Source organism: Streptomyces sp. N50, from assembly GCF_033335955.1.
GTDB lineage: Bacteria > Actinomycetota > Actinomycetes > Streptomycetales > Streptomycetaceae > Streptomyces.
In genome coordinates, this window is record NZ_CP137549.1 from 4,363,750 (window position 1) to 4,390,135 (window position 26,386).

The 26,386-nt window shown below is 71.1% G+C and carries 22 protein-coding genes and 2 tRNA genes; 8 read left to right on the forward strand and 16 right to left on the reverse strand.

What is annotated here, in order from left to right:
• Nucleotides 1–7 precede the first annotated feature (7 nt).
• The 9 genes from R2B38_RS19315 to R2B38_RS19355 all read right to left on the reverse strand — a co-directional run bounded on the left by R2B38_RS19315 (nt 8) and on the right by R2B38_RS19355 (nt 10,980).
• Nucleotides 8–1,477, reverse strand: a complete 1,470-nt coding sequence (locus R2B38_RS19315) for an MFS transporter (protein ID WP_318017347.1) — start codon at nt 1,475–1,477, stop codon at nt 8–10.
• Nucleotides 1,478–1,583: 106 nt separating this feature from the next.
• On the reverse strand, nt 1,584–3,881 hold the full coding sequence (locus tag R2B38_RS19320; protein WP_318017348.1) for a glycosyltransferase family 39 protein: 2,298 nt from the start codon (nt 3,879–3,881) through the stop codon (nt 1,584–1,586).
• Complete coding sequence (locus R2B38_RS19325) at nt 3,878–5,392, reverse strand: bifunctional glycosyltransferase family 2/GtrA family protein (RefSeq protein WP_318017349.1); 1,515 nt, start codon at nt 5,390–5,392, stop codon at nt 3,878–3,880. Before R2B38_RS19325 ends, R2B38_RS19320 begins: the two co-directional genes overlap by 4 nt.
• Before the next feature lie 14 nt (nt 5,393–5,406).
• The gene (locus tag R2B38_RS19330; RefSeq protein ID WP_318017350.1) at nt 5,407–7,056 is read right to left on the reverse strand and encodes a HAMP domain-containing sensor histidine kinase; all 1,650 of its coding nucleotides are present in this window, start codon (nt 7,054–7,056) and stop codon (nt 5,407–5,409) included.
• Complete coding sequence (locus R2B38_RS19335; RefSeq protein ID WP_019054929.1) at nt 7,053–7,793, reverse strand: response regulator transcription factor; 741 nt, start codon at nt 7,791–7,793, stop codon at nt 7,053–7,055. The genes R2B38_RS19330 and R2B38_RS19335 overlap by 4 nt, the downstream gene beginning before the upstream one ends.
• Before the next feature lie 220 nt (nt 7,794–8,013).
• Nucleotides 8,014–8,958 carry an amidohydrolase family protein gene (locus tag R2B38_RS19340; protein ID WP_411978474.1) on the reverse strand — a complete coding sequence of 315 codons (945 nt, stop codon included), beginning with the start codon at nt 8,956–8,958 and terminating at the stop codon, nt 8,014–8,016.
• Nucleotides 8,936–9,403, reverse strand: coding sequence for a hypothetical protein (locus R2B38_RS19345; RefSeq protein ID WP_318021733.1), 468 nt, complete (start codon nt 9,401–9,403; stop codon nt 8,936–8,938). The genes R2B38_RS19340 and R2B38_RS19345 overlap by 23 nt, the downstream gene beginning before the upstream one ends.
• A 275-nt stretch (nt 9,404–9,678) precedes the next feature.
• Nucleotides 9,679–10,569: a DUF2797 domain-containing protein gene (locus tag R2B38_RS19350; protein WP_318017352.1), complete on the reverse strand. Its 891-nt coding sequence runs from the start codon at nt 10,567–10,569 to the stop codon at nt 9,679–9,681.
• A gap of 36 nt (nt 10,570–10,605) precedes the next feature.
• Nucleotides 10,606–10,980 (reverse strand): HGxxPAAW family protein, encoded by a 375-nt coding sequence (locus R2B38_RS19355; protein WP_318017353.1) that lies wholly within the window; start codon nt 10,978–10,980, stop codon nt 10,606–10,608.
• 73 nt (nt 10,981–11,053) lie between these two features.
• Between R2B38_RS19355 and R2B38_RS19360 the strand changes: the two genes are divergently transcribed.
• Together R2B38_RS19360 and R2B38_RS19365 are read left to right on the forward strand one after the other, a co-directional pair.
• Nucleotides 11,054–11,536: a MarR family winged helix-turn-helix transcriptional regulator gene (locus R2B38_RS19360; protein WP_318017354.1), complete on the forward strand. Its 483-nt coding sequence runs from the start codon at nt 11,054–11,056 to the stop codon at nt 11,534–11,536.
• Nucleotides 11,537–11,681: 145 nt separating this feature from the next.
• Nucleotides 11,682–12,194 (forward strand): GtrA family protein, encoded by a 513-nt coding sequence (locus R2B38_RS19365; protein ID WP_318017355.1) that lies wholly within the window; start codon nt 11,682–11,684, stop codon nt 12,192–12,194.
• Here the strand turns inward: R2B38_RS19365 and R2B38_RS19370 are convergent.
• Nucleotides 12,178–13,119: an aminoglycoside phosphotransferase family protein gene (locus R2B38_RS19370; RefSeq protein WP_318017356.1), complete on the reverse strand. Its 942-nt coding sequence runs from the start codon at nt 13,117–13,119 to the stop codon at nt 12,178–12,180. The genes R2B38_RS19365 and R2B38_RS19370 overlap by 17 nt on opposite strands.
• Before the next feature lie 9 nt (nt 13,120–13,128).
• On the opposite strand from R2B38_RS19370, the gene R2B38_RS19375 reads away from it, so the two are divergent.
• Nucleotides 13,129–13,593 (forward strand): hypothetical protein, encoded by a 465-nt coding sequence (locus R2B38_RS19375; protein ID WP_318017357.1) that lies wholly within the window; start codon nt 13,129–13,131, stop codon nt 13,591–13,593.
• Here R2B38_RS19375 and R2B38_RS19380 read toward each other — a convergent pair.
• Nucleotides 13,549–14,493: an AraC family transcriptional regulator gene (locus tag R2B38_RS19380; RefSeq protein WP_318017358.1), complete on the reverse strand. Its 945-nt coding sequence runs from the start codon at nt 14,491–14,493 to the stop codon at nt 13,549–13,551. The genes R2B38_RS19375 and R2B38_RS19380 overlap by 45 nt on opposite strands.
• A 170-nt stretch (nt 14,494–14,663) precedes the next feature.
• Here R2B38_RS19380 and R2B38_RS19385 point away from each other — a divergent pair, with 170 nt between their 5' ends.
• Nucleotides 14,664–15,461, forward strand: a complete 798-nt coding sequence (locus R2B38_RS19385; RefSeq protein ID WP_411978475.1) for an NmrA family NAD(P)-binding protein — start codon at nt 14,664–14,666, stop codon at nt 15,459–15,461.
• Nucleotides 15,458–15,895, forward strand: a complete 438-nt coding sequence (locus tag R2B38_RS19390) for a nuclear transport factor 2 family protein (protein WP_318017359.1) — start codon at nt 15,458–15,460, stop codon at nt 15,893–15,895. Before R2B38_RS19385 ends, R2B38_RS19390 begins: the two co-directional genes overlap by 4 nt.
• Before the next feature lie 413 nt (nt 15,896–16,308).
• Here the strand turns inward: R2B38_RS19390 and R2B38_RS19395 are convergent, their stop codons facing one another.
• The 3 genes from R2B38_RS19395 to R2B38_RS19405 all read right to left on the reverse strand — a co-directional run bounded on the left by R2B38_RS19395 (nt 16,309) and on the right by R2B38_RS19405 (nt 17,163).
• On the reverse strand, nt 16,309–16,530 hold the full coding sequence (locus R2B38_RS19395) for a hypothetical protein (protein ID WP_033285538.1): 222 nt from the start codon (nt 16,528–16,530) through the stop codon (nt 16,309–16,311).
• A 262-nt stretch (nt 16,531–16,792) separates the two neighbouring features.
• Nucleotides 16,793–16,865 (reverse strand) — tRNA-Arg (locus tag R2B38_RS19400).
• Nucleotides 16,866–17,072: 207 nt separating this feature from the next.
• Nucleotides 17,073–17,163 (reverse strand) — tRNA-Ser (locus tag R2B38_RS19405).
• A gap of 168 nt (nt 17,164–17,331) precedes the next feature.
• Here R2B38_RS19405 and R2B38_RS19410 point away from each other — a divergent pair.
• Nucleotides 17,332–17,844, forward strand: coding sequence for an SSI family serine proteinase inhibitor (locus tag R2B38_RS19410; RefSeq protein ID WP_318017360.1), 513 nt, complete (start codon nt 17,332–17,334; stop codon nt 17,842–17,844).
• Nucleotides 17,845–18,072: 228 nt separating this feature from the next.
• Nucleotides 18,073–22,530, forward strand: a complete 4,458-nt coding sequence (locus R2B38_RS19415) for a PAS domain-containing protein (protein WP_318017361.1) — start codon at nt 18,073–18,075, stop codon at nt 22,528–22,530.
• A gap of 62 nt (nt 22,531–22,592) precedes the next feature.
• Here the strand turns inward: R2B38_RS19415 and R2B38_RS19420 are convergent, their stop codons facing one another.
• Nucleotides 22,593–23,171, reverse strand: a complete 579-nt coding sequence (locus tag R2B38_RS19420) for a TetR family transcriptional regulator (RefSeq protein WP_318017362.1) — start codon at nt 23,169–23,171, stop codon at nt 22,593–22,595.
• 169 nt (nt 23,172–23,340) lie between these two features.
• On the opposite strand from R2B38_RS19420, the gene R2B38_RS19425 reads away from it, so the two are divergent.
• Nucleotides 23,341–24,552: an MFS transporter gene (locus R2B38_RS19425; protein ID WP_318017363.1), complete on the forward strand. Its 1,212-nt coding sequence runs from the start codon at nt 23,341–23,343 to the stop codon at nt 24,550–24,552.
• Nucleotides 24,553–24,678: 126 nt separating this feature from the next.
• On the opposite strand, the gene R2B38_RS19430 is transcribed toward R2B38_RS19425, so the two are convergent.
• Nucleotides 24,679–26,358 carry a long-chain fatty acid--CoA ligase gene (locus R2B38_RS19430; protein WP_318017364.1) on the reverse strand — a complete coding sequence of 560 codons (1,680 nt, stop codon included), beginning with the start codon at nt 26,356–26,358 and terminating at the stop codon, nt 24,679–24,681.
• Between the last annotated feature and the right edge of the window lie 28 nt (nt 26,359–26,386).

The window sequence follows — 26,386 nt, forward strand, 5'->3', positions numbered from 1 at the left end:
ACCCGAGCTACTGGGCGACCACCATCTCCGAGTCTGCCCGCTCCGCCCGCCACAGCAACGCCGCAGCAAGCAACCCCCCGACCAAAACAGCTACCGCCCCCACCAACTGACTGCTCTCCAGACCCGCGGAGAAAGAATCGATCACCCTTCTCCTCTCCCCAGCGGAGGAAGCCCCGGCCAAGCCCTCCGGCAAGGAGCCCGCCGCGAACCGAGAACTCAGCACCGCCCCCAACACCGCGACCCCCAACCCGTTCCCGAACTCCCCCAACGTGCCGTTGATCCCCGCCCCGACCCCCGCCTTCTCCGGCGGAATCGCACTCATGATCGCGTGAGCCATCGCCGGATTGGCCAGCGCCGCCCCCGCCCCGATCAGCAACAACCCCACCAACGTCCCCGCATACCCCCCGGACGCGAGCGAGGCGATCGACACCAGCCCCGCCGACATCAACACCATGCCCAGCCCGATGGAAACCGGCATCCCAAGCCGCGTCGTCCACCTCGCCGCCAGCCCCGAGAAGTTGAGCGCGACGATCACCAGCGCGAGCGGCGCCGTACGCACACCCGCCTCCAACGGGCCGTAGCCGAGGACGAATTGGAGGTGCTGGGTGAGGAGGAAGAGGGAGCCTGCCATGCCGAAGGTGATCAGGACCACGCCCGTCACCGCGCCCGTGAAGCGGCGGTCGCGGAAGAAGTCCAGGTCGAGCATCGGGTACGGGACACGGCTCTCCCAGTACGCGAAGGCGGCGAGGACGGCAACAGCCACCGCCGCGATCGACAGCACCCGGCCCGACGTCCAGCCGTGCGCGGGCCCGGAGATGATCGCGTAGACCAGCGAGGCCATGCCGACGGTGGAGAGCAGGGCGCCGAGGAGGTCGGGGCGGTCGCCGCGCGGGTTCTTGGACTCGGGGACCAGGACGACCGCCGCCACCAGCGCCAGTGCCGCGACCGGGATGTTGATCAGGAAGATCGCGCCCCACCAGAAGTGGTTCAGCATGAAGCCGCCGAGGAGCGGGCCCGTCGCGAAACCGAGCGCGTTGACCGCGGCCCAGATGCCGATCGCCCTCGGCTGTTCCTCGGGGCTGAAGATCTGCATCACCACGGCGAGGGTGGTCGTGATGAGCAGCGCGCCGCCCACGCCCATGCCGGCCCGTGCGGCGATCAACTGCCCTGTGGAGTCGGCCAGTCCGGCGATCAGCGAGCCCGCGCCGAAGAGTACGAGTCCCGTGATCAGCATCTTCTTGCGGCCGTAGCGGTCGGCCGCGCTGCCCGCCGTCAGGAGCAACCCCGACTGCACCAGCGAGTACGCGTTGATCATCCACTGGATGTCCGCGGTGCCTGCGCCGAGTTCGCGGGTGAGCGAGGGGATCGCGACGTTCAGGACGGTGTTGTCGAGCAGCACGGTGAGCTGGGCGAGGCAGATGACTCCGAGGACGATCCAGCGCTGGGGGTGGCCCTGGAGGGCTGGGGAGGTCGACATGCTGTACACCGTAGAACAGTTCCCATACGCCGTACAACGGAGATACGAAGCAGGGGCGGTGACCGTGTGGTCACCGCCCCTGCTCAGTGAAGAACCGTCAGGCTCGTCAGCTGCTCGTCTTCTGCGTCAGGTCGTAGAAGGTGGCCGAACCGACCGTCACCTTCTTGTAGTTCTTCTCGACCCACGAGGAGATCTGCGAGGAGCTGCCCGTGCTGCTGCCGCCCATTCCGGTGCCGCCCGAGATGAAGTAGTGGATCTTGCCGTCCGCCACGTACTTCTTGAACTGGGCCAGCGTCGGCGACGGGTCGGTGCCGTTGAAGCCGCCGATCGCCATCACCGGGTCGCCGGTGGCGAGTTGGTAGCTCGCGGCGTTCTGGGAGCCGATGGACGCGGCGACCCAGGTGTACTTGCTCGCGTCCGTCTGGAGGAGCTTCTTGGCCGCCGAGGTGACCGTCGCGCCGTTGAGCAGGCCGCCGACGCCACCGCCGCCGCCCATGCCGCCGTCGCCCATCTGACCGCCGAAGCCGCCGCCCTGGTTCTGCGTGGTACCGCCACCACCGGGGGTGGTGCCGGTGCCGCCGCCAGGAGCTGTGCCGGTACCGCCGCCAGGAGCTGTGCCGGTACCGCCGCCGGGCATCGTGCCCGTGCCGCCGCCGGGGAAGCCGCCGCCTTGGTTCTGCGTCGTACCGCCGCCCTGCTGGCCGGGCATCGTGCCCGTGCCGCCACCGGTACGGTTGCCGCCGCCGAAGCCGCCGCGACCGCCGCCGCCACCAGGACCGCCGCCCATCATGCTCGCGCCCGCCGGACCGGCCGTCGGAATCGAGCCGGTGTGCGCGGAGTTGACCGTCGACATGGTGTACGCCGCCGGGCCGGCGAGGCCCGCCACGATGCTCAAGCCGACTGCCGCGAGGGCGAGTTGGCGGCCGATCTTCGCTACGAAGATCAGGCCGAGCGCACCGGCCAGGGAGCCGATGAGGACCAGCCACTTCAGCCAGGGCAGGTAGTCGGGGGTGCGGTTGAGGAGGACGTAGCCCCAGACGCCGGCGGCAACTACCGCCGCCGCCAACGTGATGGACGCCCAGATCTCGCCGCGCTTCTCCCAGAGGGAACCCGCGCCGATGCCGATCACGGCGGCGATGTAGGGGGCGAGCGCGATCGTGTAGTACTGGTGGAAGATGCCGGCCATGTAGCTGAAGACGACCAGGGTCGTGACCAGCGATCCGCCCCACACGAGCATCGAACTGCGCCTGACCGACGTGCGGTTGAGCTTGCGCGTGGCCACCAGGCCCGCGACGAGGAGGATCAGCGCGGTGGGCAGCAGCCAGGAGATCTGGCTGCCGATCTCGTCGTTGAACATGCGGTTCCAGCCGGTGGCGCCCCACATGCCCGTGCCGGTGCCGCCGCCTCCGCCGCCGACGCTGCCGGTCTCGTCGCCGCTGAGGCGGCCGAACCCGTTGTAGCCGAAGGTCAGTTCAAGGAAGCTGTTGTTCTGCGAGCCGCCGATGTAGGGGCGCGAGGACGCCGGCCACAGCTCGACGAGCGCGACCCACCAGCCGGCCGCGACGACCAACGCGCCGGTGGCCAGGCCCAGTTGGGCGAACCTCTTCTTCACGCTCACCGGTGCGCAGACCGCGTAGACGATGGCCAGCGGCGGGAGGATCAGGAAGGCCTGGAGGGTCTTGGAGAGGAACGCGAAGCCGATCGCGACTCCGGCCCAGACCAGCCACTTGGTGCGGCCGTCCTCCAGGGCCCGGACGACGAGGTAGCAGGCCGTCGCCATGAGCAACGCCAGTGCCGCGTCAGGGTTGTTGAAGCGGAACATCAGCGCGGCGACCGGGGTGAGCGCCAGCACGGCGCCCGCGATCAGACCGGCCTGCGGGCTGTGCCGGCGCCGTACCGCCGCGTAGACGACCGCGACGGTGCCGACGCCCATGAGGACCTCGGGGACCAGGATCGCCCAGGAGTTGAGGCCGAAGACGCGGACCGAGATCTCCATCGGCCACAGGAACGCCGAGGGCTTGTCGACGGTGATCGCGTTGCCCGCGTCCAGCGAGCCGAACAGCATCGCCTTCCAGCTCTTGCTGCCGGCCTGAACCGCCGCCGAGTAGAAGGAGTTGGAGTAGCCGGACGCGCTCAGGTTGTAGAGGTAGAGCAGCGCCGTCGCCAGCAGCATGCCCCAGAACGCGGGGCGCGCCCAGCGCGGGTCCTCGGGCCGGCCGCGCCACAGACGGCGGCCGAGCGGCTGCTTCGGCTCACCGGCGCCGGGGGCCGGCGTGTGCGACTCCACGACGACCGGATCGCCTGCGGCCGTGTCTCTGCCGGTGTCGCTGTCACCGGTAGTCGGCCCCCAGGACGAGGGGCTGCCTCCTCCCGGGTAGGTCGTCTGATCGGTGTCGGTGGTCATCGGGGGTCCCTCGGATCGGTGTCGTGGGGACGCACCGGCTGCAACTGCATGGTCGCGTCCCTCCAGGTGCCGTCCGCGGCTTCACCGGCGCGGAACTGGGTGGTGTGCGGGGCGGTGTCGTACTCGCTCTGCTGGGGCAGCGGCTGGCGCTGGGGCAGCGGGGCGGCGTACGAACCGGGGTACTGCGGGTTCTGCGGGTGCTGCGGCGTCGTCGAATAGGTCGGCGACGAAGGGGAGTTGAGAGCTGCGGCCGTCTCCTCCTCGGCGCTGTCGCCGCGGTCCGGGAAGACCCAGGCGCGGAAGAGCAGGAAGCGCAGGACGGTCGCGGCGAGGTTGGCGGCCACCAGGACCGCGAGCTCGGTGGAGTGCGCCGGGTCGCTGCTGGCCGCGTTCAGCGCGGCGAGCGAACCACTGGTCAGCGCGAGGCCGATGGCGAAGACGACGAGGCCCTGCGCCTGGTGGCGGACGGCGCCGCCCCGGCCGCGGACCCCGAAGGTCAGCCGGCGGTTCGCGGCGGTGTTGGCGACCGCCGAGACCAGCAGGGCGAGCGCGTTGGCGACCTGCGAGCCGCCGAACTGCCGGAAGAGGCTGTAGAGGACGAGGTAGAAGAGGGTGGAGAGACCGCCGACCACGCAGAACCCGACGAGCTGGCGGGCCAGCCCCTTGGGCACGTCCTGGATGTCGCGGTCGCGGGGGTCGTCGCCGAAGGGCCGCGTGACGCGGTCGAGCGGCAGCGAACCGGAGGCCAGGGCCTTGCCCACGCGCCACACTCCCTTCAGGTCCTCGGTCGCCGTCTTGACGATGTGGACGGTCGAGTTCGGGTCGTCGACCCAGTCGACCGGCACCTCGTGGATACGGAGTCCGGCACGCTCGGCCAGCACCAGCATCTCGGTGTCGAAGAACCAGCCGGTGTCCTCGACGAGCGGCAGCAGCGCCTGGGCCACATCACGCCGGATCGCCTTGAATCCGCACTGGGCGTCCGAGAAGCGGGCCTGCAGCGAGCCGCGCAGGATCAGGTTGTAGGTCCGGCTGATGAACTCGCGCTTGGCGCCACGCACGACACGCGACGAGCGGGCCAGCCGGGATCCGATCGCCAGGTCGGAGTGACCCGAGATCAGCGGCGCCACCAGGGGGAGCAGCGCGTTGAGGTCGGTGGAGAGGTCGACGTCCATGTAGGCGAGGATCGGGGCGTCCGAGGCGGACCAGACGGTGCGCAGTGCTCGACCGCGCCCCTTCTGCTCCAGCCGGAAGGATGTGACCTCCGGGATCTCCGACTCCAGCCGCGCGGCCACCTGAGGGGTGGTGTCGATCGACGCGTTGTCCGCGATGGTGATGCGGAACGCGTACGGGAACGTGCGCTTGAGGTGCTCGTGCAGTCTGAGCACACATGGCTGGAGGTCCTTCTCCTCGTTGTAGACGGGGATCACTACGTCCAGGACAGGCGTACCGGCGTCTCCGGCCGGGAGGTGCTCCCGCGCCGGCAGGGTGCCGGGAGAAGTGTCGGTTCGCATGGAACCGACTCTCCTCAAGCGCCCTGTTGCACCCATGTGGTGGCACTGTGCTGTGCCTGTGAGTGCGATTGCCAATTCGTTTCGGGGGCGGGCGTGGGCACGGCCGGTGCGAGCGCGGGCAGATGCACGGTGAACACCGTGCGTCCGGGAACGCTGTCCACGGTGACCGCGCCGCCGTGTGCGGTCGCGACCGCCTGCACGATGGCGAGACCCAGTCCGGTCGATCCCGTGGAGCGGGAGCGCGCCGAGTCGCCGCGCGCGAACCGCTCGAAGACATGCGGCAGCAAATCGGGCGGGATGCCCTGGCCGTTGTCCTCCACGTCCACGCACATCCACGGGCCGCGTCTCTGCACCCGTGCCGTGATCGTCGTACCGGGTGGTGTGTGCTTGCGGGCGTTGCCCAGCAGGTTGATGAGCACCTGCTGGATACGGGCCGCGTCCGCCGACACGAGGGCCGGTTCGTCGGGCAGGTCGAGCCGCCAGTTGTGGTCCATGCCGGCCGCGCGCGAGTCGCTGATGGTGTCCACGACGAGCGGGATGAGGTCGGTCTGGTCGAACTGCAGCGGTCTGCCCGCGTCGAGCCGGGCGAGGAGCAGCAGATCCTCCACGAGGAGGGTCATACGGCCCGCCTCGGACTCGATCCGGCCGAGGGCGTGCTTGGTGTCGGGGCCGGTCTGTTCGCGCCCGCGCCGGGTGAGTTCGGCGTACCCGCGGATGGAGGCGAGTGGCGTCCGCAGCTCATGACTCGCGTCGGCCACGAACTGCCGTACCCGCATCTCGCTCTGCTGTCTGGCGTGCAGGGCGCCGTGGACGTGGTCCAGCATCCGGTTGAGCGCGGCTCCGACCTGGCCGACCTCGGTGTGCGGGTCGGTCTCGGACTCGGGGACGCGTTCGTTGAGGGTGACTTCGCCGGTGTGGAGGGGGAGTTCGGAGACGCGGGTGGCGGTGGAGGCCACGCGGCGCAGGGGGCGGGTGGCCACGCCGACGAGGACGTAGCCGGCGATGCCGGCGGCCACGAGGCCGGCGGCGGTGACGCTCACCTCGACGAGGATCAGGGTGTTGATGGTGCTCTGGGTGTCCGAGGTGGGGATGGCGACGTAGTAGTTGCCGTTGGGGCCGGTGACGTACTTGACGCGGTAGTCACCCAGCCCGGGGAGCTCCGCGGTGTGCGCCTTGCCGTCCTGGGAGACCTCGTTGAGCGCTGTCTTCTGGGCGCCGGAGAGGGTCACGGGGCTCATGTTGGTGACCCCGGTGCTGCTGTCCTTCTTCTTCTCACCGACCTTGCCGTCGGTGATGGTCCCGTTCTGGACGCTCGCGGCCAGCGTGCCCTCCGGTTGCGGTCCCCGGGAGACGAACTGGGAGAGGTTGACCGCCTCCCCCTTCTGCTGCACGACCGTCTTGTCCTTCTGGCCGGGCGGGGCCGAGCCGTCCTTGTCCGCACCGGGCGGCTGTCCGAAGCCGCCCGAGGCACGGGCCGACACCTCGCCGAGCCTGCTGTCCAACTGCTCGTACAGATGGGAGCGCAGCGCCAGTGTCGTCACGGTCCCGATCACCGCGCACACCACCGCGATCAGCGTCACGGACGCGACGACGAGCCGGGTCCGCAGGGTGCGCGGCTTACCCGCTCGTTTCTTCTGCGCACGCGGCCGTCGTCGCCCGCTCATGACGCCGCGGGCTTGATCAGGTAACCGGCACCGCGCCGGGTGTGGATCATCGGCTCACGACCGGCGTCGATCTTGCGCCGGAGGTACGAGATGTAGAGCTCGACCACATTGGCCTGCCCACCGAAGTCGTACGACCACACACGGTCGAGGATCTGCGCTTTGCTGAGTACACGCCGGGGATTACGCATGAGGAACCGCAACAGTTCGAACTCGGTCGCGGTGAGGTGGATGCCCTCGCCGGCCCGCGACACCTCGTGGCTGTCCTCGTCGAGGGTGAGGTCACCCACGACGAGCACGGAGTCCGAGCGGCGGTCGGCGGCACCGGAGCGGCGGATCAGTCCGCGCAGCCGGGCGACGACCTCTTCGAGGCTGAAGGGCTTGGTGACGTAGTCGTCGCCGCCGGCGGTGAGCCCGGCGATACGGTCCTCGACGGCGTCCTTCGCCGTCAGGAACAGCACCGGGACGTCCGGCAGCTCTCTGCGCATCCGCCCGAGGACGGTCAGGCCGTCCATGTCCGGCAGCATCATGTCGAGGACGACTGCGTCGGGCCGGAACTCGCGCGCGGTCTGGATCGCGCCGGTCCCGTCACCCGCGCTGCGGATCTGCCAGCCCTCGTATCGGAGGGCCATGGACAGCAGCTCGGTGATCGACAGCTCGTCGTCCACCACAAGCACTCGGACGGGGCTCCCGTCCGGCCTCAGCAGTTCGGTGCGCCCCTGGGGCGAGGTCGTGGTCATAGTGGACACCTTGTCGGGGTCCTCTAAGAGCACGCTTTCTAGAGTCTGTGATTTTCCTGAGAAACTCACAGGCACCACTCAGGGAACACCTTGGAAGCGCTTGCCCAGCGCTCATCCAGGGGTCATGGAGCCGTGCATCGCGCCCGGACCCGCCCCTCTCTCCCCGGTATCTGCACGTTCTCCACGCATCACCCGTACCTGCGGGACTCTCAGCTCGTCCTCACCGTGCGAACAGCCGCGCCCCGTTGTCGTGGCAGACCGCGCGCAGCCAGTCGTCGCCGAGGTCCAGGCGCTCCAGGGCGCGCAGCTGGTGCAGGTAGGGATAGGGGATGTTCGGGAAGTCGCTGCCCAGCAGCACGCGGTCGCCGAGGGCGGCGAGGCGGGGGAGCGCCTGCGGCGGGAAGGGCGCGAGGCGTTCGCTGAAGTCCGTGAACGACATCGTCGTGTCCAGCCGCACCTCCCCGTACCGCTCGGCCAGGTCCAGGAAGTCCTCGTACTCCGGCATCCCCATGTGCGCGATCACCAGCCGCAGCCGGGGGTGCCGGGCCAGCACCCGCCCGATCGGCTCGTGCCCGGTGTGCTTGCCGGGCGCGGGCCCCGACCCGCAGTGGATCACGACGGGCGTCCCCGCCTCGGCGAGCAACCCCCAAGCGGGATCGAGGAGTTCGTCGGCCGGGTCGTACGCCCCGACCTGTACGTGCGCCTTGAACACGCGGGCCCCGGCGTCGAGGGCCTGCCGCACATAGCCCTCGACTCCCGGCTCCGGGAAGAGAGTCGAGGTGTGCAGACAGTCGGGGGTGCGGGCGGCGAAGTCGACGGCCCAGCCGTTCAGCCACTCGGCCATCCCGGGTTTGTGCGGATAGAGCATGGCGGTGAAAGCGCGTACTCCGAACTCCCTTATCAGCGCGACCCGTTCCGCCTCCTCCCTCCGGTAGGTGATCGGCCACTCCAGGGCTCCGCCGGTCGCGGGCCCAAGGGCGTCGAAGTAACCCCAGACCTTGCGGAGCACCCGCTCGGGCATGAAGTGCGTGTGCACGTCGATCAGCCCGGGGAGGCCCAGCCGCCGCCAGAAGGCCTGGACTTCGGCTGCTTCGGCTGCTTCGGCTGCTTCAACCGCTTCGGCATCCACGTCTTGATCCTCCCTATCGAACCGGCCCCTGCTCATCCACATGGAAGTCGGGCGTCCCCAGAAACACGTCGGCGGTCACCGGCCCGTAGGCGACGTTGAAGGTGTCCAGCCAGTACGACCAGTCCCGCATGCGGGCCGTGCTGCTGATGCGGTAGTTGAGCTGCCACCGGACCCACTGCCCCGGCAGGAGCCGCACCGCGGGAGGTCTACGTGGCCTTGGCGGCAGCTCGTGCATCACGCGGGGGAACACCCGCAACCGGCCGTCCACCCGGCGGAGTTCGGCGCTGACGTGTCTCAACTCCGCCCGGCCGTCGCACGGCGTGAAGTCCTCCCACTCGCGGATCTCGACGACATGGGCGTTCGGCGGGGCATCGTCCGGCAGGGCGAACCCGACCGGCACCGCGTTCCTCCGCGCGGCGGCCTCACCGCCACGCGACCGCTTCGTCCAGGAGGTCCGGACCCACTGGACGGTGACGGGCACTTCCATGACGACTCCCTCCCTGTCCAGTTCCCGCACTTCCTGATGACTATTGCGGCTGCCCGCTTCCCGCACCGCCGGATGAGCACGGCAGCCAACCGCTTCCCGCACAGGCTGATGGCCGCTGCGGACGCCCCCCCCCAGGGGCGCGGGGAACTGCGCGACCAGCCCCCACAGGCCCGCGCCCGACAGACAACCGAGTCACCCAAGTCGAACTCCGCCGGCCCAGAAACTTCCCGGACGATGGCCGCCCCCGTCCCGCCCCATCAGCCACACCATCAGAACAACCCCTCCTGCACCCCCGGCGCCTCCCGCCTGAACTCCCGTACCGGCACGGTGAATCCACCCCTGTCACCTCCGGAGGAACCCGCGGGGATCAGCTCCCACCCCGTCATCAGCCGGGTGTCCAGAACGACCACGCCCCGCTGGGTCGCAAGGTGGATGTCCGGCCCCGCCGCCGCGACGACCTCCCCGCTGACCAACCCGCCCGCGACCAGCCCGCTCACCTCGCCGACGGGGGCCGGAAGTCCCGTGAGGCCGAAGGCGTCGACGTGGTCCACGGGGCGGTACGGCTCGCGGTGGAGCGACTCCGGCCATTCGCGCAGCGCGAGGGCGCGGGCGTGCAGGTCGGCGATCTCGGCGGCCCGGTCCGCGGCCGACGTCGGCAACGCGGAACGGACGGCGCGCTTCTCGGCGTAGGGGATCCGGTCCGGGACCCGAAGGGCGGCGCGGAGCAGCTCCTCTGAACGCCGCGCCGCCATCAGCGGGCCGAGGCCCAGCCAGCTGAAGCAGACCGCGCCCTGTTCAAGCAGCCGCGCCGAGCCCCGCTCTTCGGCGGTGATGCCGACCTTGAGCAGGCCGGGGCCGAACCAGGCCAGGTATACGTGGTACGGCCGCGGGTCGTCCGCGATGGTGTCGGCGGCCACCGAGTGCGCCCGGTCCAGCCGCGCGCACTCCTCGCACCGCGCCCCCGTACTCCGCTCCGGCACCGCCGCCCGCACCGGACAGGCGTGCCCCCGCGCCCCCACACATGTCCGCCCGCCCCCTTCCGCGACCTCGAAGGCCACCCGCTTCCCCCGGGGCAACGGGCTCCCGCGCCCGCCGTCCCACTTCAGCTCGGGACCGTCCGCCGCCCACCGCAGCCCCGAGCACTTCCATGTCCGTGCCATCGCTCACGAGACTAGACGGCGGCACTGACATCGGCGTCAGCCCGCGGTTTCACCGGCCGGAGCGGACTCGCGCGGCACGACGGCGTACTCCTCGACCACCCGCCCCCGCCCCTGCCCCCGCCCGGCCAACCGGCACCCGACACACCCCGCATGCCCCGCCCGCGCCGACGGGTCCCGCACCCGCATCCCCCACTGCTCCCGGTCCCGCCGCCCGGGCGGCTTGCCCCACCCGGTGAGATGGAGCGCCCAGGTGACCAGCACGCTCACCGCGACGATCCCCAGGCCGGCACCGATCAGCAGGGCCGACACCGTGCACACCCCCACCCCCGCGACGGTCGACCCGACGGTCGCGATACCGAATCCGGTCCAGCCCGCGACCGTATGCCCCTCGTCATACTGATGTGCGCTCATGTGCGGCCTCCGTAGCTATCTCACCATCTAAGAAGTTTAGAGTAGAAACCTCTCACCAGCTAAGGCAATAACCATGCAAGCCAAGCCTCGCCCCACCGCCACCCCGGCCCAGGCGCTGGACGCGATGGACTCCCTCATCGCAACCGCCCAGCTCGGCCAGCAGGAAATGGCCGAGCGGCTGGGCCTGAACGTCACCGATCTGCTCTGCTTCGCCTGCGTCCTGAAGGCCGGCGAGAACCTCCTCACGGCGGGCGACCTCGCCGAGCACGCCCACGTCACGACCGGCGCGGCGACCGGCATCCTCAACCGCCTGGAGCGCGCCGGTTTCATCACCCGCGTCCCCGACCCCACCGACCGCCGCCGCGTCCGCGTGGCCTCGGTACCGGACGCGGTGACCCGGGTCGTCGCCCTCTACGGCCCCTACTACGACCGCCTCAACGCCCAGTTCGCCGACTACTCCCCCGCCGAGATCGCCGTACTGAACGACTGGTTCACGCGGACGGCGACGCTCGCGCAGGACTACATCGAGGAACTCCGGGCGCGGGACGGGGGGTAAACCCGACCCCCTTGGTACAGCCCGCTACACCAATGGTCCGGGAGACCGCTTCATCGTGCCCGGACCCGTACGACGGCATCGTTGACCTCAGCCGGTGACAGAGATCCGGCAGAGGCCCAACGGCCGCCGTACGGAGGGAAATCCCATGAAGTCGCTGCTCTCGCCGAAGCCGGGAACCGCGACCGGGACGACCCCCGCGGCCGCCGCGCCGGGCCCGTTCGCGTCCTTCGTCAGGTTCGTGGTGTGCGGCGGCGGGGTCGGGGTGCTGTCCAGCGCGGCGGTACCGATGCTGGCCGCGCTGATGCCGTGGGCGGCGGCGAACGCCCTGATCACGATCGCCTCGACGATCCTCTGCACCGAGCTGCACGCCCTGTTCACCTTCGGCACCGGCCGCCGCCCGGGCTGGCGCGAGCACTGGCAGTCGGCGGGTTCGGCCACGGCGGCCTACGCGGCGACGTCTGCGGCGATCCTGATCCTCCACACCGTCCAGCCCTCCCCGGGCATGCTCACCGAGCAGATCGTCTACCTCAGCGCCTCCGGCCTCGCGGGCATCGGCCGCTTCCTGGTCCTGCGCCTGTTCGTCTTCACGGACCGCGCCCCGCGCACGACCGCCATCACGATCCCGGTGGGCCCCTCCGCGTTCAGCGCGGCCGCGTAAGCACCCCCACGCACCAACGGAAATGCCCGTCCCCACCGTCCGACGAGAACAGGTCGTAGGTCGCCAGCGCATACGCCCGCTGATAAAGGACGAGCGTGTCGGGCGAGTACCGGAACTCCTCGGCGAACAACCGGGTGAGCGTGGCGGTATGCCGTTCCGCGTACGGCCCGTACATGTCCCATACGGCGGCTGCCACGGCGGCCTCGAAGGCCGGGTCCCCGGCGGTCGTGAAGAACCCGAAGTCGAGTACGGCCACAGGGGCGCCGGTACCGTCGACGTGGACGTTCGGCGGCACGAGGTCCCCATGCACGACACTGACCGGCCCACCGTCGGGAAGCGCCCGCAGGGATTCCACCGTCCCGCGCACGATGCCCGCGAGCCCCGGAACCTGAGCGGCGAGCAGACCCCCATGCCGGCGAACGGCACGCGGGACGAGGTCGGCCAGCGCGTCGGGAAACCGGGAGTGCCCCTCCCAGAGGGCCCGATCATCACCCTGCACGGTGAGCCGCCGCATGGCCTCGGTACCGGGCACGGCGGCCAGCCCGCGCAACACCGTCAGCAGGGCATCGGTCTCCCGTGCGGCCAACTCCGGTCCCGGCGCCACGACCGCCGAGTCGGCCCGCAGTGGGACACCGCCCAACTCCCGTTCATAGGTGACCAGTACGCCCTCATGCTCCTCGACGCCGAGAATCTCCGGCGTGGCGAAGGGCAACGACGCCGAGTGCCCGGCGATGTCCGCGTACACCCGCCGCATCAGCTCCACCCCGGCCGGCCGCCGACCGCTCCACACCTTCCCGACGGTCCCGTCCCCGAGCCGGTAGACGGCACCCTCGACACCCGCGGCGAGCGCCTGGACCTGTCCGTGACCGCGCTCGGCGAAGTACCGCGTCCAGTGGGCGGTGTGATCTTGGCGGTGGGTGACCATGATGGAAGTGTGGACGAAACGCTCCCCGACGACCCCGACGACGCCGACGGCAGTGCCGGTGACGTCGACTACGGGACCATCGGCGCGGGGAACAGCGGGGGCCGGGGCTGGTCAGGGCAGTTGACGCGGTGGCCGAGCAACTGCCTTTCGGTGATGGGGTGTTCGATGCGTCGGGAGGCCCGGGGGCCTGTCGCCGCGCTGACCTGCGATCCGGCGCTGGTGCGGGAGTTCCGGCTGTACGAGTCCGCGCCCCTGGTGCTGGTGCTGGACACCGAGGCCCGGCGTTATCCATCCGTCGACAGGATCGCCGACGCCCTCGGAGGGACCGTCACCGTCACCCCCGTACCCATCCCCTACGGAGGGACGGGAGTTGGGACTCCCGGTACGGGGCGCTGCGGGACGCGGACGTGTACGAAGCGTCCCTGGTCCTCATCGGTGCGACGCCCTGAGGGTGGCGTCCTTCCCCGGGTGTGACTCCCGTTGGCGCCAACTCCCCGGCGGCTCCCCATGGTTGCGGGTGAAGGCCGCCGCGAAGGCGTACGGCGAGGTGTAACCGACGGCGTGGGCGATGGCCGTGAGGGTGAGGTCGCCGGTGCGGAGGTGGTCGCGGGCCAACGCCATCCGCCAGTCGGTCAGGTACTGCATCGGGGTCTGGCCCAGGGCGTCGCGGAAGGTGCGGGCGAACGCCGCCCTCGACAGCCCGCTGATCGCGGCGAGTTCGGGCACCGTCCAGGAGTGGCCGGCGTTCTCGTGGACGGCCTGGAGTGCCGCGTTCAGGCGGGGATCCGCACAAGCCCGGTACCAGCGGGGCGCGTTGGGGCTGCGTCGGAAGTCGTTGCGGATGGCGAGCACCAGGAGGACGTCCAGGAGCCGGTCCAGGACCGTGGGCCCGCCCGGTTCGCCCGGCGCCGGAGTCGCCAACTCGTGGGACAGCAGCCCGATCACGTCCCGCAACGGATCCCCCACCGCCGCCGACAGCGTCAGCACCTGCGGCAGCGCCTCCAGCAGCCCGGCACCGATGTCCCCCGAGAACCGGTACGCGCCGCACAGGAACACCGTCGCCCGCGGATCCTCCGAACTCCCGTCCCGCGCATGCCTGTTCCGGAACTCCTCCGGCTCCAGGCACTCCGCACCCGGCTCGTGCCCGATGTGGTGATCGGGGCCACCCCGCACGAGCGTCACCTCACCCGGCACGAGTTCCACCGCGCCGCCGGGGTCGTCCAGCCACAGCCAGCCCCGCCCCCGTACGACGGTGTGCACGGCCAGCTGGATCGACCCGGCCAGCCGCAGTCCCCACGGCGGTTCGGCCACCGTCCGCGCGAAAACGGCACCGGAGGCGCGGGCCCGCGCGAGGCGGTCGTGCAGTACGTCCACCCGATCAGTATCCGTCAGGCGGCCCCGACAAGGACCTCCTCAAGCGTCTGACGTAACGAATCGAGCGATTCACACATTGATCCGCTCCCGTCCCCCTCCCACGATGGAGCCATGACTGGATCACCCCCACCGCCCTCGTCCTCGGCGGCACCGGCCGCACCGGCTCCCTCGTGGCCCGGCAGCTCCCCGAACGAGGACTGCCCGCCCGCACCGCCGCCCGCCACGGCGCCGACGTCCTCTTCGACTGGGACGCCCCGGCCACCCACCCCGCCGCCCTCGACGGCGTCGACCGCCTCTACCTCGTCACCCCCGTCCTGCGGATCTCCTACGCCGACCAGGTGGCCGCGTTCCTCGACCTCGCCGTGGCCGCGGGGGTACGTCACGTCACCTACCTGAGCACCTACGGCGGCCAACTGGCGCCCCCGGACGTCGACATCAGGGCCGTAGAGGAGGATCTCGCCGCCCGGGACACCCTCACGCACGCGATCCTGCGGCCCGCGTGGGTGATGCAGAACTTCAGCGACGCGCACCTGCCGGTCGTCGACGGTGTGATCACGGTGCCGACGGGCGGCCGTACGGAGGCCTTCGTCGACGCGGGCGACATCGCCGCCGTCGCGGTGGAGACGCTGCTCGACCCCGAGGGGCATCACGGGGCTCGGTACGCGCCGACCGGTCCGCAGGCGCTCACCGTCGCCGAGGTCGCCGACGCCATCGCCGCCGTGAGCGGCCGGCCTGTGCGGCATCAGGACATCGACCCGGAGGTGTGGATCGGGGGTGCGGTCGCGGCCGGGGTCGTCCCCGCCGACTACGCGGTGATGCTGCGCTGGCTGACCGGGGCGATCGTCTCCGGGAACGGTTCCACGCCCAACGACGACATCGAGAAGGTCACCGGCCGGGCACCGACCGCCTTCGCCGACTTCGCGCGGCGCGACGCCGGTGCCTGGGCATCCCCGGCGGTGGTGAAGTGACCGAGGACATGGGCGAGTTCGCGGCGCTCGACCCGTTCTTCCGGATCGTCCAGGAAGGGCTCGCGGGGCTCGTCGACGGCGATCACTTCTTCGAGCTGCTGGCCGAGGACGTGGTCGTCGAGTACGTCGTGTCCGTGCCCGGCTACCCGCGCCGGGTCGAGGGACGCGGGGCGGTGGCGGACCTGTATCGCGGCTACGGCGAGGTCATGCTGCTGCACAGCGCGGACGGACTGGCCGTCCACCGGGACCCCCGGACGTCCGTGGTCGTCCTCGAGTACGCGGTGCACGGACGGGCTGTCCGCACCGGGCGGGCCTACGACAACCACTTCGTCTCCGTGCTCACCGTCAAGGACCGGAAGGTGACGCACTGGCACGACTATCTGGACCCCGTCGCCGTGTTCCGGGCCACGGGGTGGCCGGCCGAGGATCGCTGAGAGACCGCCGAGGAAAGCGGGCGGAAGCGGAAGAAGGCAGCGGAAAGCGAGGCATATGGCTCGCTGCCGACTGACGGGGCTTCGTCGGACCCGGCCGTGGAAACCTGGCCCGCCATGGCCGGGGAGAACCGGCCCGTCGTGGCCGTGGAAGCCCGGCCCGCCTTGACTAGCCCGCCCTGCGGAAAACCTCGTCCATGTCCGAGAAGGGTGCTTGCCCGTCGTCGAGCAGCAGCGTCTCGTCCTCCCCGAAGTCCGGGGCCTGGAAGGGGTTCGTCGCCGGAGGGGGCGATCCCGCGCTGGACTGGCGGGACGCCCCTTCCGGGGCGGAGAACAGCGAGGTCAGTTCGATGAGAGGTCTCCCGTTCGTTACAGGCCGCTAGGACCTGGTGTGCCGTGAACCGGGCACAGCGGTCCTACAGCTTGCTCATCTTGGAGTACGGGCTCAGGATGCGCTCCTGGACCGACCCGAAGTCGACGAGCACCGCGATTCCGTCCTCGATGCCGATGACCCGGCCGAGGCCGTACATGTCGTGTGTGACCTGGTCGCCCACGGCGAACTGCTTGGGTGCCGCCGCGGCCGGGGCCTTGAAGGGACTGGTGGGCAAATAGCGCTTCGGTGCAGCTGGCTTTGTCATTGACTCCAGTATGGGCCTAGACACGCCACTCGCTGAGGCCGTCCACATCGCTTGTTCATCACAGATCGGGCACTCGGGAACCACTTCGAGGCCCCGGACGTACCCCTCACGCCCCTGACCTGGCCCTTCCCGGACCCGCACCGGAACCACCAGAATCCGCCACCGGCCTTCGAAACAACGGACGCCGGGGCATACGCGCCAGGGACAGCACGAGGGGCACACGCGAGAGGCCCCGGATCGCTCCGGGGCCTCTCGTCAGATGTGCACTCGGCAGGATTCGAACCTGCAACCTTCTGATCCGTAGTCAGATGCTCTATCCGTTAAGCTACGAGTGCTTGTTTTCTCTTGTTTTCCTTCGTCGTTCCCGGCCCTTCCGGCCCGCTCGCGGCGACAGGAAGAACATTACATGACTGCCGCCGTCATGTGAAATCCGTTAGCCATACCCATTGTGAGCTGCGAAAACACCCTTACGGAGGGGTCCTGGGAACGGCACCTGGGAACGACCGAAGCCCCGGTCGTCGGACCGGGGCTTCGGTGAGGTGCGGAGGCGGAGGGATTTGAACCCTCGATGGGATTTGCGTCCCAAACCGCATTAGCAGTGCGGCGCCATAGACCGGACTAGGCGACGCCTCCAGCACAACCACCCGCGCGAGCGCGGAAGGTGCGTGCAGATGATGACACAGACGAGCGCGGTGTCACCAATCGCCTCCCACGGTACTAGGCAGGCGGCCCGCAGGGCAAAGCCGTTGATGCCGGCCGCCGTGTCCGCAACGTCCGGGGGCGGCGGCCGTTAGTCAGGTCATGTCCCAGGTCAGCCGTCTCCACCGCCCGCTCAGTCCGCTCAGCCCACTCCGTCTCCTCGTGATCGCCGCCGCGTCCGCCGCCACCGCCGGCTCGCTGGCCGCCGTGCCCGCCACCGCGTCCCCCGGCACCCTCCGCACCCTCGCGCCACCGCCCGTCCGCGACGAGGACCGCTCCGGCGGCGACCACCTCACCGTCACCGTCCGGCACACGGGCGGCTCGGCCGACGGCACGCACGACCTGTACTGCCACCCCGGCGGCGGCACCCACCCGGACGTGACCGGCGCCTGCGAGGCCGTCGGCCGCAACACCCAGTGGGGAAAGGACCCCTTCGCCCCGGTCCCCCCGGACAGCATGTGCACGATGATCTACGGCGGCCCCGCCACCGCCCATGTCACCGGCACCTGGGCCGGCCGCCCGGTCGACGCGACGTACGACCGGGGCAACGGCTGCGAGATCTCCCGCTGGAACGCGATGGTCCCGCTGCTGCCCGACCTCGGCGCCGGACGCTAGGGACAAGCGGAGGCCAGAGGCAAGCGGAGGCCGCTGAAGACACCGGGGAACGGTGGCCGGTCAGCGCTCGGTCACACGTTCTACGTCACTTCACCGTGCGACCTCCCTCTCATCTCACTCCGCGAGCACAAGGACTGCCCTTAGACTCCCTCGCGTGACACGTCGCGGGCAGGTTGGCAAGATGGCCTCCGCGGTCGGCAAGGTGCGGTAACAGGGAGGAAGCGTCTCGTGAGCAGCAGGCCATCCCGAGGCGCTGCTCGCCTCGCAGCCATACTCGACGCGCTCCCGGACGCGTTGGTCCTGGTCAACGCCAACGGGACCGTCGTCAACGCGAACACCATCGCGCTGGAGGCCTTCGAGGCGCCGGGCACCGCGCTCGTCGGGCGCGGACTGCTGGACCTGCTGCCGGAGTTCGACTCCCGGCTCATCCCGGGTTCCATGCGCCGCCCCGACTCGATGGACCCGCGCGGCCGGACCAAGCCCACCCGCATGACCGCCCGCCGCACCGACGGCTCCGAGTTCCCCGTCGAAGTCACCAGCGCCAACCTCGAAGACGGCCAGCAGGCCTACGACGGCTACGGCTACACCTCCGACGAGCTCCTGATGCTCGTCGTGCGCGACCTCTCCGGGACCGTGGACACCGAGGCCGAGCTGGCCCGTTCGCAGCGGCAGACCGAGATGATCCTGCGCGCGGCCGCCGAGGGCGTCGTAGGGACGGACACGGACGGGCGGGTCGTGCTCGTCAATCCGGCCGCCGCGCAGATCCTCGGGTACCGCGCCAGTGATCTCGGCGGCAAGGAACTGCACACGCTGGTGCTGCACTCGCGGGCGGACGGCTCCCCGTTCCCGTACGCCGAGTCGCCGCTCGCCGACACCCTGCGGTCCGGGCGCAAGCACCGGGTTCGCGGGCAGGTGCTGTTCGCCAAGAACGGGGACCGGGTCTCCGTCGACCTCACCACCGCGCCCGTGCGCGACGGCGACCAACTCGTCGGCGCCGTGATGACGTTCACCGACCGGCGGCCGTACGACTCGCTCGCCGAGGAGAAGGACGCCGCCGACAAGCTGCACCGGGACGAGCTGGAGCGGCTCGACGAAGAACACGCCTCCGAACTGACCTCGCTGCGCCAGAAGCACATCACCGAGCTGGAAGAGCTCCAGGAGCGGCACGAGGAGGAACTCGCCGCGAACGAGGAGCGGTACGCCGCGCTCGGGGAGCGGGAGAAGGACCGCTTCGAGGAGCTGGCCGGACGGCACGAGCAACTCCTCACGCTGCTCGGGCGGTCGTTGCGCGGCCCCCTCGACGAACTGCGCCGCGAACTGGCCGCGTTGGCCGCCGATGACGCGGGGCAGCTGTGGCCCGAGGCGAATCAGGTTCTGCATCATCTGTCGGCCGGGTACTCGCGCATCACGCAGCTCATCGACAACGTCCTCGGGTACCAGCGGCTGGAGACCGGCGACGGGGAGCTCGCCCGTACGAAGGTGATGCTGGACGCGGTGGTAGCCGCCGGTGTCGACGGGGCCGTGGAGCTGATCGGGCCCGGGCGGGTGCAGTTCGCCGTGCATGCCCCGCCCATCGAGGCCGAGGTCGATCCCGGGCTGCTCGCGACCGCGCTCGCGCATCTCGTCGCGGATGTCGCGGGGGTCGACGCGACCGGCAACTCGCCCGTTTCTGCGGGCGGTTACATGGACAACACGGTCGTCGTGGCGGCCGCGCAGCGCGGTGAGGTCGTACGGATCGAGGTGCGCGGGCCGTATGCCGGGGGAGACCCGGTGCACGAGCCGATCGTGCGCGGGATCGTGCGGGCGCACGGTGGGGTGCTGCAGACGCACGACGTGCCCGGGATGAGCGGCAGCGCGTATGTGCTGGAGGTGCCCATCGGGGGCGGGGCCGGGGCCGTCGCGGCTCCGGCCGCTACCGGTGGCGGCGCCGAACTCGCCCTGGCCGAGCCCGCGTCGGGCAGCAACGGGCGGCGGCGGGCCCGGCGTTCCTCCGTGGACGCGTTCCTGGAGAGCGAGGTGCCGGGGGCCGATGACACGGGTGGTTCCGGTGGCCCCGGTGGTGAGGCCGCCGTGCCCACCGGGCGGCGCAGGAGGCGGGCGGGCGATGAGTCGGCCGCTGCGGAGGCCGGCGGTGACGGGGCGTCCAGCGGTACCGGGCGGCGGCGTGGACGGGCGGCCGAGGGTGCGGCCGGGGACGACTCGGACAGTGTGTCCGGGGGTGTCTCCGAGGGCGCTGTGATGACGGCGGCGGAGCATGCCGCCGGGACCGCGGCTTCGGGTACGGGACTGGGTGGCACCGTGTCGCCGCGCGGTGTGCCCGCAGGTGGTGAGCGGCAGGCGTTGCCGGCCGCCGCGTTGCCCGCGGGCGGCTCGGCCGATGACTCCGGTGGTGCTGACGACTCCGGTGGCGAGGACGGGCAGCCGACCGGGCGTCGGCGCCGGGCCCTGGCTGCCGCGGCCGAGCGGGCCGCCGCGCAGGAGGCGGGGGCGCGGACCGTGTTCGCGTTGCCGCCGGCCGAGGCCGATCGGACGCCGGACGTTTCTGCGGCTACGGCCGCGCAGGCGCCGGGAGTTGCACAGGCTCCGGGGGTTCCGGTTGCGCCTGGGGTTCCGGTTGCGCCCGGGGTTCCGGTTGCGCCTGGGCAGGTTCCCGGGGGTGTTCCTGGTGGGCATCCCGGTGATGACGGGCGGCACGATGCCGTTCCGGTCGATCAGGGTGACGATCACACTCCGCCTCAGCCTCATCCCGCGAGCGCGCCAACTGGGCGGCGGCGTCGGGCTGTTGCTCAGCCGCAGCCGCAGCCGCAGGCTCAGGCTCAGGTTCAGCAGCAAGTTCAGGCGCAGGGTGGGGAGTCCGCCTCGGTTCAGGCCGGCGTCGGGGTGCAGGGGCAGGGGCAACCCGGTGCGGTGGTTCCGGCGCAGGGGACGGCCGGGCAGGGGCAGCCGGGGGTGCCGGCTCGGGTCGGTGCCGGGCAGCAACAGGGCGTTGCGCAGGCGGGAGTTGGGCAGGCAGTGGGGGGTCAGGCGGTTGCCGGGCAGCCCGGTGCCGCTGTGCGGCTTGCCCCCGCGCAGGGGCTTTCCGGCCCGGGGCAGGCTCCGGCGGGGCAGCCGTTGCCGGCCGAGGCGGTTCCCGGGCAGGGGATTCCGGCTCAGGGGAACCCCGGGCAGCCGGTCGCGCCGCAGGGGATCCAGGGGCAGGGACATCCCGGCCAGCCTGTCTCGCCTCAGGGGATCCCGGGGCAAGCCGCTCCCGGTGTTCCCGGTCAGCCGATTCCGCCGCAGGGGATTCCCGGTCAGGCCGTGCCCGCGCAAGGGCTTCCGGCTCAGGGGACCCAGGGGCAACCCGTCTCCCCGCACGGCATCCCCGGTCAAGTCGCCCCCGTGCAGGGGCAGTCCGGTGAGCCGGTGCCGCCGCAGGCGCTGCCCGCCGCGGCTCCGGCACCCGTAGCGGCGAACGGCGCCGAGACCGCCGTAGCGCCGAACGCGGCCCCGGATCCGCAGCCGAATCCGAACACGCCCGCACCCGGGACTCCCGTACCCGCGCAGGCACGTGCCGCTCAGCCGCTTCCCGCTGAAGCCGCCGCGCCCATTGACCCCAACTCCACTCAGGGGCGGGCGATCAGTGTGCGGACGCTGGGGCAGGGGGTGCCGTTCACGCGGCAGGCCGCTCAGGTGCAGGTGCCTGTCGCCACGCCTACGCCTCCGCCGCATCAATCGGGCGGTCGGCGACGGAAGTTGGGGACCCGGCCCGAAACCGCCGCCGGGGTGGCGGAGCAGAGTGAGCGGGCTCAGCCCTCCATGGCCGGGCAGTCCCGGCTCGCGCAGATGACCGAGGGGGCCGGGCGGTCGTACGCCATAGGAGCACCGGACGAGAACGCGGCCGAGGGGCCGGAGCCGTTGGACGGGCCGGGCGGTGCCGTCGAGATCGCGGATACGCCTAGGCCGCAGCCGCTCGACGACGAGCTGCCGCCCGAGCCGCTCGACAATCCGCGTCGGCTGCTCGTGTGGCCCGCGCCGGACGTGACGACCACGCAGGCGCTGAGCGACCGCGGGTACCGGCCCGTCATCGTGCACTCGCGCGAGGAGGTCGACGCGCAGATCGCCGCGTTCCCGGCGGCGCTGTTCGTGGACCCGTTGACCGGGCCGATCACGCGGACCGCGCTTCAGTCGTTGCGGCAGGCGGCCGTCGCGGCCGAGGTGCCGGTGCTCGTGACCGCCGGGCTCGGGCAGGCCACGCGTGAGGCGGCCTACGGTGCCGATCCCGCCGTTCTGTTGAAGGCGCTGGCGCCTCGGGACAGTGAGCAGCATCCGCCGCGGGTGCTGCTGATCGAGGAGCACGCGGAGATCGCGCTGGCGCTGACGGCGACGCTGGAGCGGCGCGGGATGCAGGTGGCCCGGGCCGCGAGCGACGCGGACGCGGTGACGCTGGCGGGGCAGCTGCGGCCCAATCTGGTGGTCATGGACCTGTTGCAGGTGCACAAGCGGCGGGCCGGGATCGTCGACTGGCTGCGCGCGAACGGGCAGCTCAACCGCACCCCGCTCGTCGTGTACACGGCCGCGGTGGACCAGGCCGACCTGCCTCGGCTGGCGTCGGGTGAGACGGTGCTCTTCCTCGCCGAGCGGTCGACGAGTACGGAGGTCCAGTCGCGGATCGTGGATCTGTTGGCACGGATCGGTACCAACTAGCCGACGGTACTGGTCACTTGGCGGTCGGCCCTGACTGACCGTCAACCGACCTGCGGGCACGGCTACTTGGCAACCAGCCTGCGCGCCGCCTCCTTGATCGACTCGCGGAGCCGGTCCCGGTCCGTGTCGTCCGCGCCCACCAGGACGCGGCGCATCTGCGGTACGACGACACCCCAGTTGGCCATCGCGACCAGCAGGAAGAGGAGGTCGCGGGCCGGGATCGCGTCGCTCACGACACCCCGGTCCTGGCCGTCCTGGAGCGCGGCGACCTTGAACGCGTAGTGCTGCTGGCGCTCGGCCTCGTCGGGCAGTTCGGCGGTGCCGTACTCCAGGCCCTCCCAGAAGAGGAGGCGCAGGACTTCGGGGTGGGCCGCGTGGTAGTCCATGAGCCGGTCGATCCAGCCCTCGATGTCGTCGGGGTCGACGGGGAGCTGGACGGCCAGATCGAGCATGGACCTGCCGAGGACCTGCGTGAACAGTTCCGCCTTGTTGCCGAAGTAGGCGTAGATCAGCTGCTTGTTGGCCTTCGCCTCGGACGCGATGCGGTCGATGCGCGCGCCCGCGATGCCGTGCCGCGCGAACTCGGCGACCGCCGCCTCGAAGATCCGGGCCTTGGTGGCCTCGGGGTCTCTGACTCCCATGGGGCCAGGGTACTCGGGGGGCGGCGGTAACCAACCGTTTGGTTGACAGGGAATTCCGGGGCGCTGCATGCTGTTCCAGCTGCCAACCAACCAGTTAGTTGTTAGAGCCGACCCGGGGTCTTCGTGGGCGGCTCGCGAGTCCCGCAGGTCTGAAGGAGTGCCACCGCTCATGTCCTCGGCAACCATCGCGCAGACGTCGGTCGCGAGGCCGGTCCCCACGGCCGCCGACCGTCTCTTCCTCGTCCTCATCGCCGTCTGTACCGCCGTGACGGCCGCGAACATCTATCTCGCGGGCCCGCTGCTCCCCCTCATCGCGCACGACTTCGGCTCGACCCCGTCCGCCGTGGCGTGGATCGCGTCGGTCGCGCAGTTCGGCTACGCCACCGGCCTCCTCTTCTTCGCGCCGCTCGGCGACCGCGTGAACCGGCGCCCGCTGGTCGCCGCCCTCTCCGTGGCCACCACGGCGGCCCTGCTCGTCGGCGCGGCGGCCCCCGGCACGGCCGCCCTCGCGGTCGCCGTGTTCGTCGCGGCCGCCGCGACCGTCGTACCGCAACTCCTCGTCCCGCTGGTCGCCGAACGCGCCCCCGCCCACCACCGCGCCCGCCATGTCGCGGCGGTCATAGCGGGCCTGTTCACGGGAATCGTGGCCGCGCGGGTCGTCGGCAGCCTGGTCGGCCAGGCCTACGGCTGGCGGGTCGTCTTCATCGGCTCGGCCGCCCTCACGCTCGTCCTCGGCCTGGCCACCGCGTACGTCCTCCCGTCGGAGAAGCGCCGCGGCTCCGGCCCGCTGTTCGCCGGCCTCGCCGCCCTGCCCGGCCTGGTCCGCACCTCGCCCGACCTGTGGCGCGCGTGCCTGCGGCAGGCGGGGATGTTCGGCGCGTGGAGCGCCCTGTGGACGACCCTCGCCCTGCTCCTGACGGGCACGACGAGCGGTTCCTACGGCTTCTCGACCGCGACTGCCGGGCTGTTCGGGCTCTTCGGGCTGGCGGCCAGCGCGGTGGCTCCGCTCGCGGGCGGGTTCGTCGACCGGTTCGGGGCGGGGAAGGTCGTACGGTCCGCGTATGTGCTCGCGGCGGTGTCCGTGCCGCTGTTCTGGCTGGGCGGGCACGTCCTGTGGGCCCTGTTCGTCGCCGCGATCGCGATCCACGCGGCCCTGGTCGCCTCCCACGTCGCCAACCAGACCCTCGCCCTCACCACCACCTCCACCCCGGCGACCGCCAACACCGCGTATGTCGTCGCCGGGTTCACCGGGGGCGCGCTCGCTTCGTCGCTGGCGGGGCCGGCGTTCAGTCATTGGGGCTGGGGCGGGGTGTGTGTGGTGGCGGGGGTGTGGCTGGTGATCGGGTGGGGGTCGACGGCTGCGGGCGGGCGGCGACGGTGAGTTCTCCGCCTCCGCGCCGGTGAGTTCTTCGCCTACGACGATGACGTTGCCGTACGCCGGGCAGGAGCCGTGGGGCTCCCCGCCCGGCGGATCGGCGTGAACGGGTGCGCGGTGCGCGGTGCGCGGTCAGAGCTTGGTGACGTCCAGGTCGCCCTCGGCGTACCGCCTGCGCAGCACCTTCTTGTCGAACTTGCCGACGCTCGTCTTCGGGACCGACTCGATGATCGTCCAGCGTTCCGGGAGCTGCCACTTGGCGATCTTGCAGATGTCGGAGGCGAGGAAGGCGCGCAGGGACTCGAAGTCGGCGGTGGAGCCCTCGCGGAGGACGACGGTCGCCAACGGACGCTCGCCCCACTTCTCGTCCGGTACGGCGACCACGGCGGCCTCGGTGATGTCCGGGTGGGACATCAGGGCGTTCTCCAGGTCGACGGAGGAGATCCACTCGCCGCCGGACTTGATGACGTCCTTGGCGCGGTCGGTGAGGGTGAGGAAGCCGTCGGGGGAGATGGTGCCTACGTCACCCGTCTTGAGCCAGCCGTCCTCGCTGAACTTGTCGGCGGGGCGCAGGGGTTCGGCGTCCGGGCCGTTGTAGTACGCGCCGGCGATCCACGGGCCGCGCACCTCCAGCTCGCCCGCGGACTCGCCGTCCCAGGGGAGCCGTTCGCCGCCGGGACCGGAGAGGCGGGCCTCGACGCTCGCCGGGAAACGGCCCTGTGTCAGCCGGTACTCGAACTCCCGGTCCGTGCCGACCGCCTCGGCCGGCGGGCGCGAGACCGTGCCCAGCGGGGACGTCTCCGTCATGCCCCAGGCGTGGCAGACCCGCATGCCCAGCTTGTCGAAGGCCGCCATGAGGGCGGGCGGGCAGGCCGAACCGCCGATGGTGACCTGGGTGAGCGAGGAGACGTCGCGGGGCTTGGCGGTCAGTTCGGCGAGCAGGCCCTGCCAGATGGTGGGGACGGCGGCCGCGTGCGTCGGGCGCTGGCTCTCGATCATCTCGGCGAGGGGAGCGGGCTGCAGGAAGCGGTCCGGCATCAGCATGTTCACGCCGGTCATGAAGGTGGCGTGCGGCAACCCCCAGGCGTTGACGTGGAATTGGGGGACTACGACCAGGGAGGTGTCCTGGTCCGTGAGTCCCATCGACTGGGTCATGTTGACCTGCATGGAGTGCAGGTAGATCGAACGGTGGCTGAAGATGACCCCCTTGGGGTCGCCCGTCGTGCCGGAGGTGTAGCACATCGCGGCGGCCTGGCGTTCGTCCAGCTCGGGCCAGTCGTACGTGGTCGGCTTGCCGGCGATGAGGTCCTCGTACTCGTGCACGCGCGCGTGGGCGCCGTCGAGGGGGGTGCGGTCGCCGGGGCCGGAGACGACGATGTGCTCGACCGTCGGCAGCTCGGGCAGCAGGGGCGCGAGCAACGGGATCAGCGAACCGTTGACGATCACCACCCGGTCCGCCGCGTGGTTGACGATCCACTCCAACTGGCCTGCCGGAAGGCGGAGGTTGAGGGTGTGCAGCACCGCGCCCATGGCGGGGATCGCGAAGTAGGCCTCGACGTGTTCGGCGTTGTTCCACATCAGCGTGGCCGTGCGCTCGCCGTCCACCACCCCGAGGTCCTCCCGGAGGGCGTGCGCCAGTTGGGCCGAGCGGGCACCGACCTCCGCGAAGGAACGGCGCTGCGGCTCTCCCTCACCGGTCCAGCTGATCACCTGCGATGTTCCGTGGACCGTCGACCCGTGGGTCAGGATCCTGGAGATCAGCAGCGGTACGTCCTGCATGGTGCTCAGCACGGCGTCCTCCCGGGGCGACATTGCCTACGCGGTAGTAAGGGATGCGCTG

Coding starts and splice junctions, on each gene's coding strand:
- R2B38_RS19360 (WP_318017354.1), top strand. CDS start 11,054: ATGCAAGCCAAGCCTCGCCCCACCGCCACCCCGGCCCAGGCGCTGGAC.
- R2B38_RS19350 (WP_318017352.1), bottom strand. CDS start 10,569: ATGGCACGGACATGGAAGTGCTCGGGGCTGCGGTGGGCGGCGGACGGT.
- R2B38_RS19330 (WP_318017350.1), bottom strand. CDS start 7,056: ATGAGCGGGCGACGACGGCCGCGTGCGCAGAAGAAACGAGCGGGTAAG.
- R2B38_RS19370 (WP_318017356.1), bottom strand. CDS start 13,119: ATGGTCACCCACCGCCAAGATCACACCGCCCACTGGACGCGGTACTTC.
- R2B38_RS19425 (WP_318017363.1), top strand. CDS start 23,341: ATGTCCTCGGCAACCATCGCGCAGACGTCGGTCGCGAGGCCGGTCCCC.
- R2B38_RS19355 (WP_318017353.1), bottom strand. CDS start 10,980: ATGAGCGCACATCAGTATGACGAGGGGCATACGGTCGCGGGCTGGACC.
- R2B38_RS19315 (WP_318017347.1), bottom strand. CDS start 1,477: ATGTCGACCTCCCCAGCCCTCCAGGGCCACCCCCAGCGCTGGATCGTC.
- R2B38_RS19335 (WP_019054929.1), bottom strand. CDS start 7,793: ATGACCACGACCTCGCCCCAGGGGCGCACCGAACTGCTGAGGCCGGAC.
- R2B38_RS19410 (WP_318017360.1), top strand. CDS start 17,332: ATGTCCCAGGTCAGCCGTCTCCACCGCCCGCTCAGTCCGCTCAGCCCA.
- R2B38_RS19325 (WP_318017349.1), bottom strand. CDS start 5,392: ATGCGAACCGACACTTCTCCCGGCACCCTGCCGGCGCGGGAGCACCTC.
- R2B38_RS19340 (WP_411978474.1), bottom strand. CDS start 8,958: ATGAGCAGGGGCCGGTTCGATAGGGAGGATCAAGACGTGGATGCCGAA.
- R2B38_RS19420 (WP_318017362.1), bottom strand. CDS start 23,171: ATGGGAGTCAGAGACCCCGAGGCCACCAAGGCCCGGATCTTCGAGGCG.
- R2B38_RS19395 (WP_033285538.1), bottom strand. CDS start 16,530: ATGACAAAGCCAGCTGCACCGAAGCGCTATTTGCCCACCAGTCCCTTC.
- R2B38_RS19365 (WP_318017355.1), top strand. CDS start 11,682: ATGAAGTCGCTGCTCTCGCCGAAGCCGGGAACCGCGACCGGGACGACC.
- R2B38_RS19320 (WP_318017348.1), bottom strand. CDS start 3,881: ATGACCACCGACACCGATCAGACGACCTACCCGGGAGGAGGCAGCCCC.
- R2B38_RS19430 (WP_318017364.1), bottom strand. CDS start 26,358: ATGTCGCCCCGGGAGGACGCCGTGCTGAGCACCATGCAGGACGTACCG.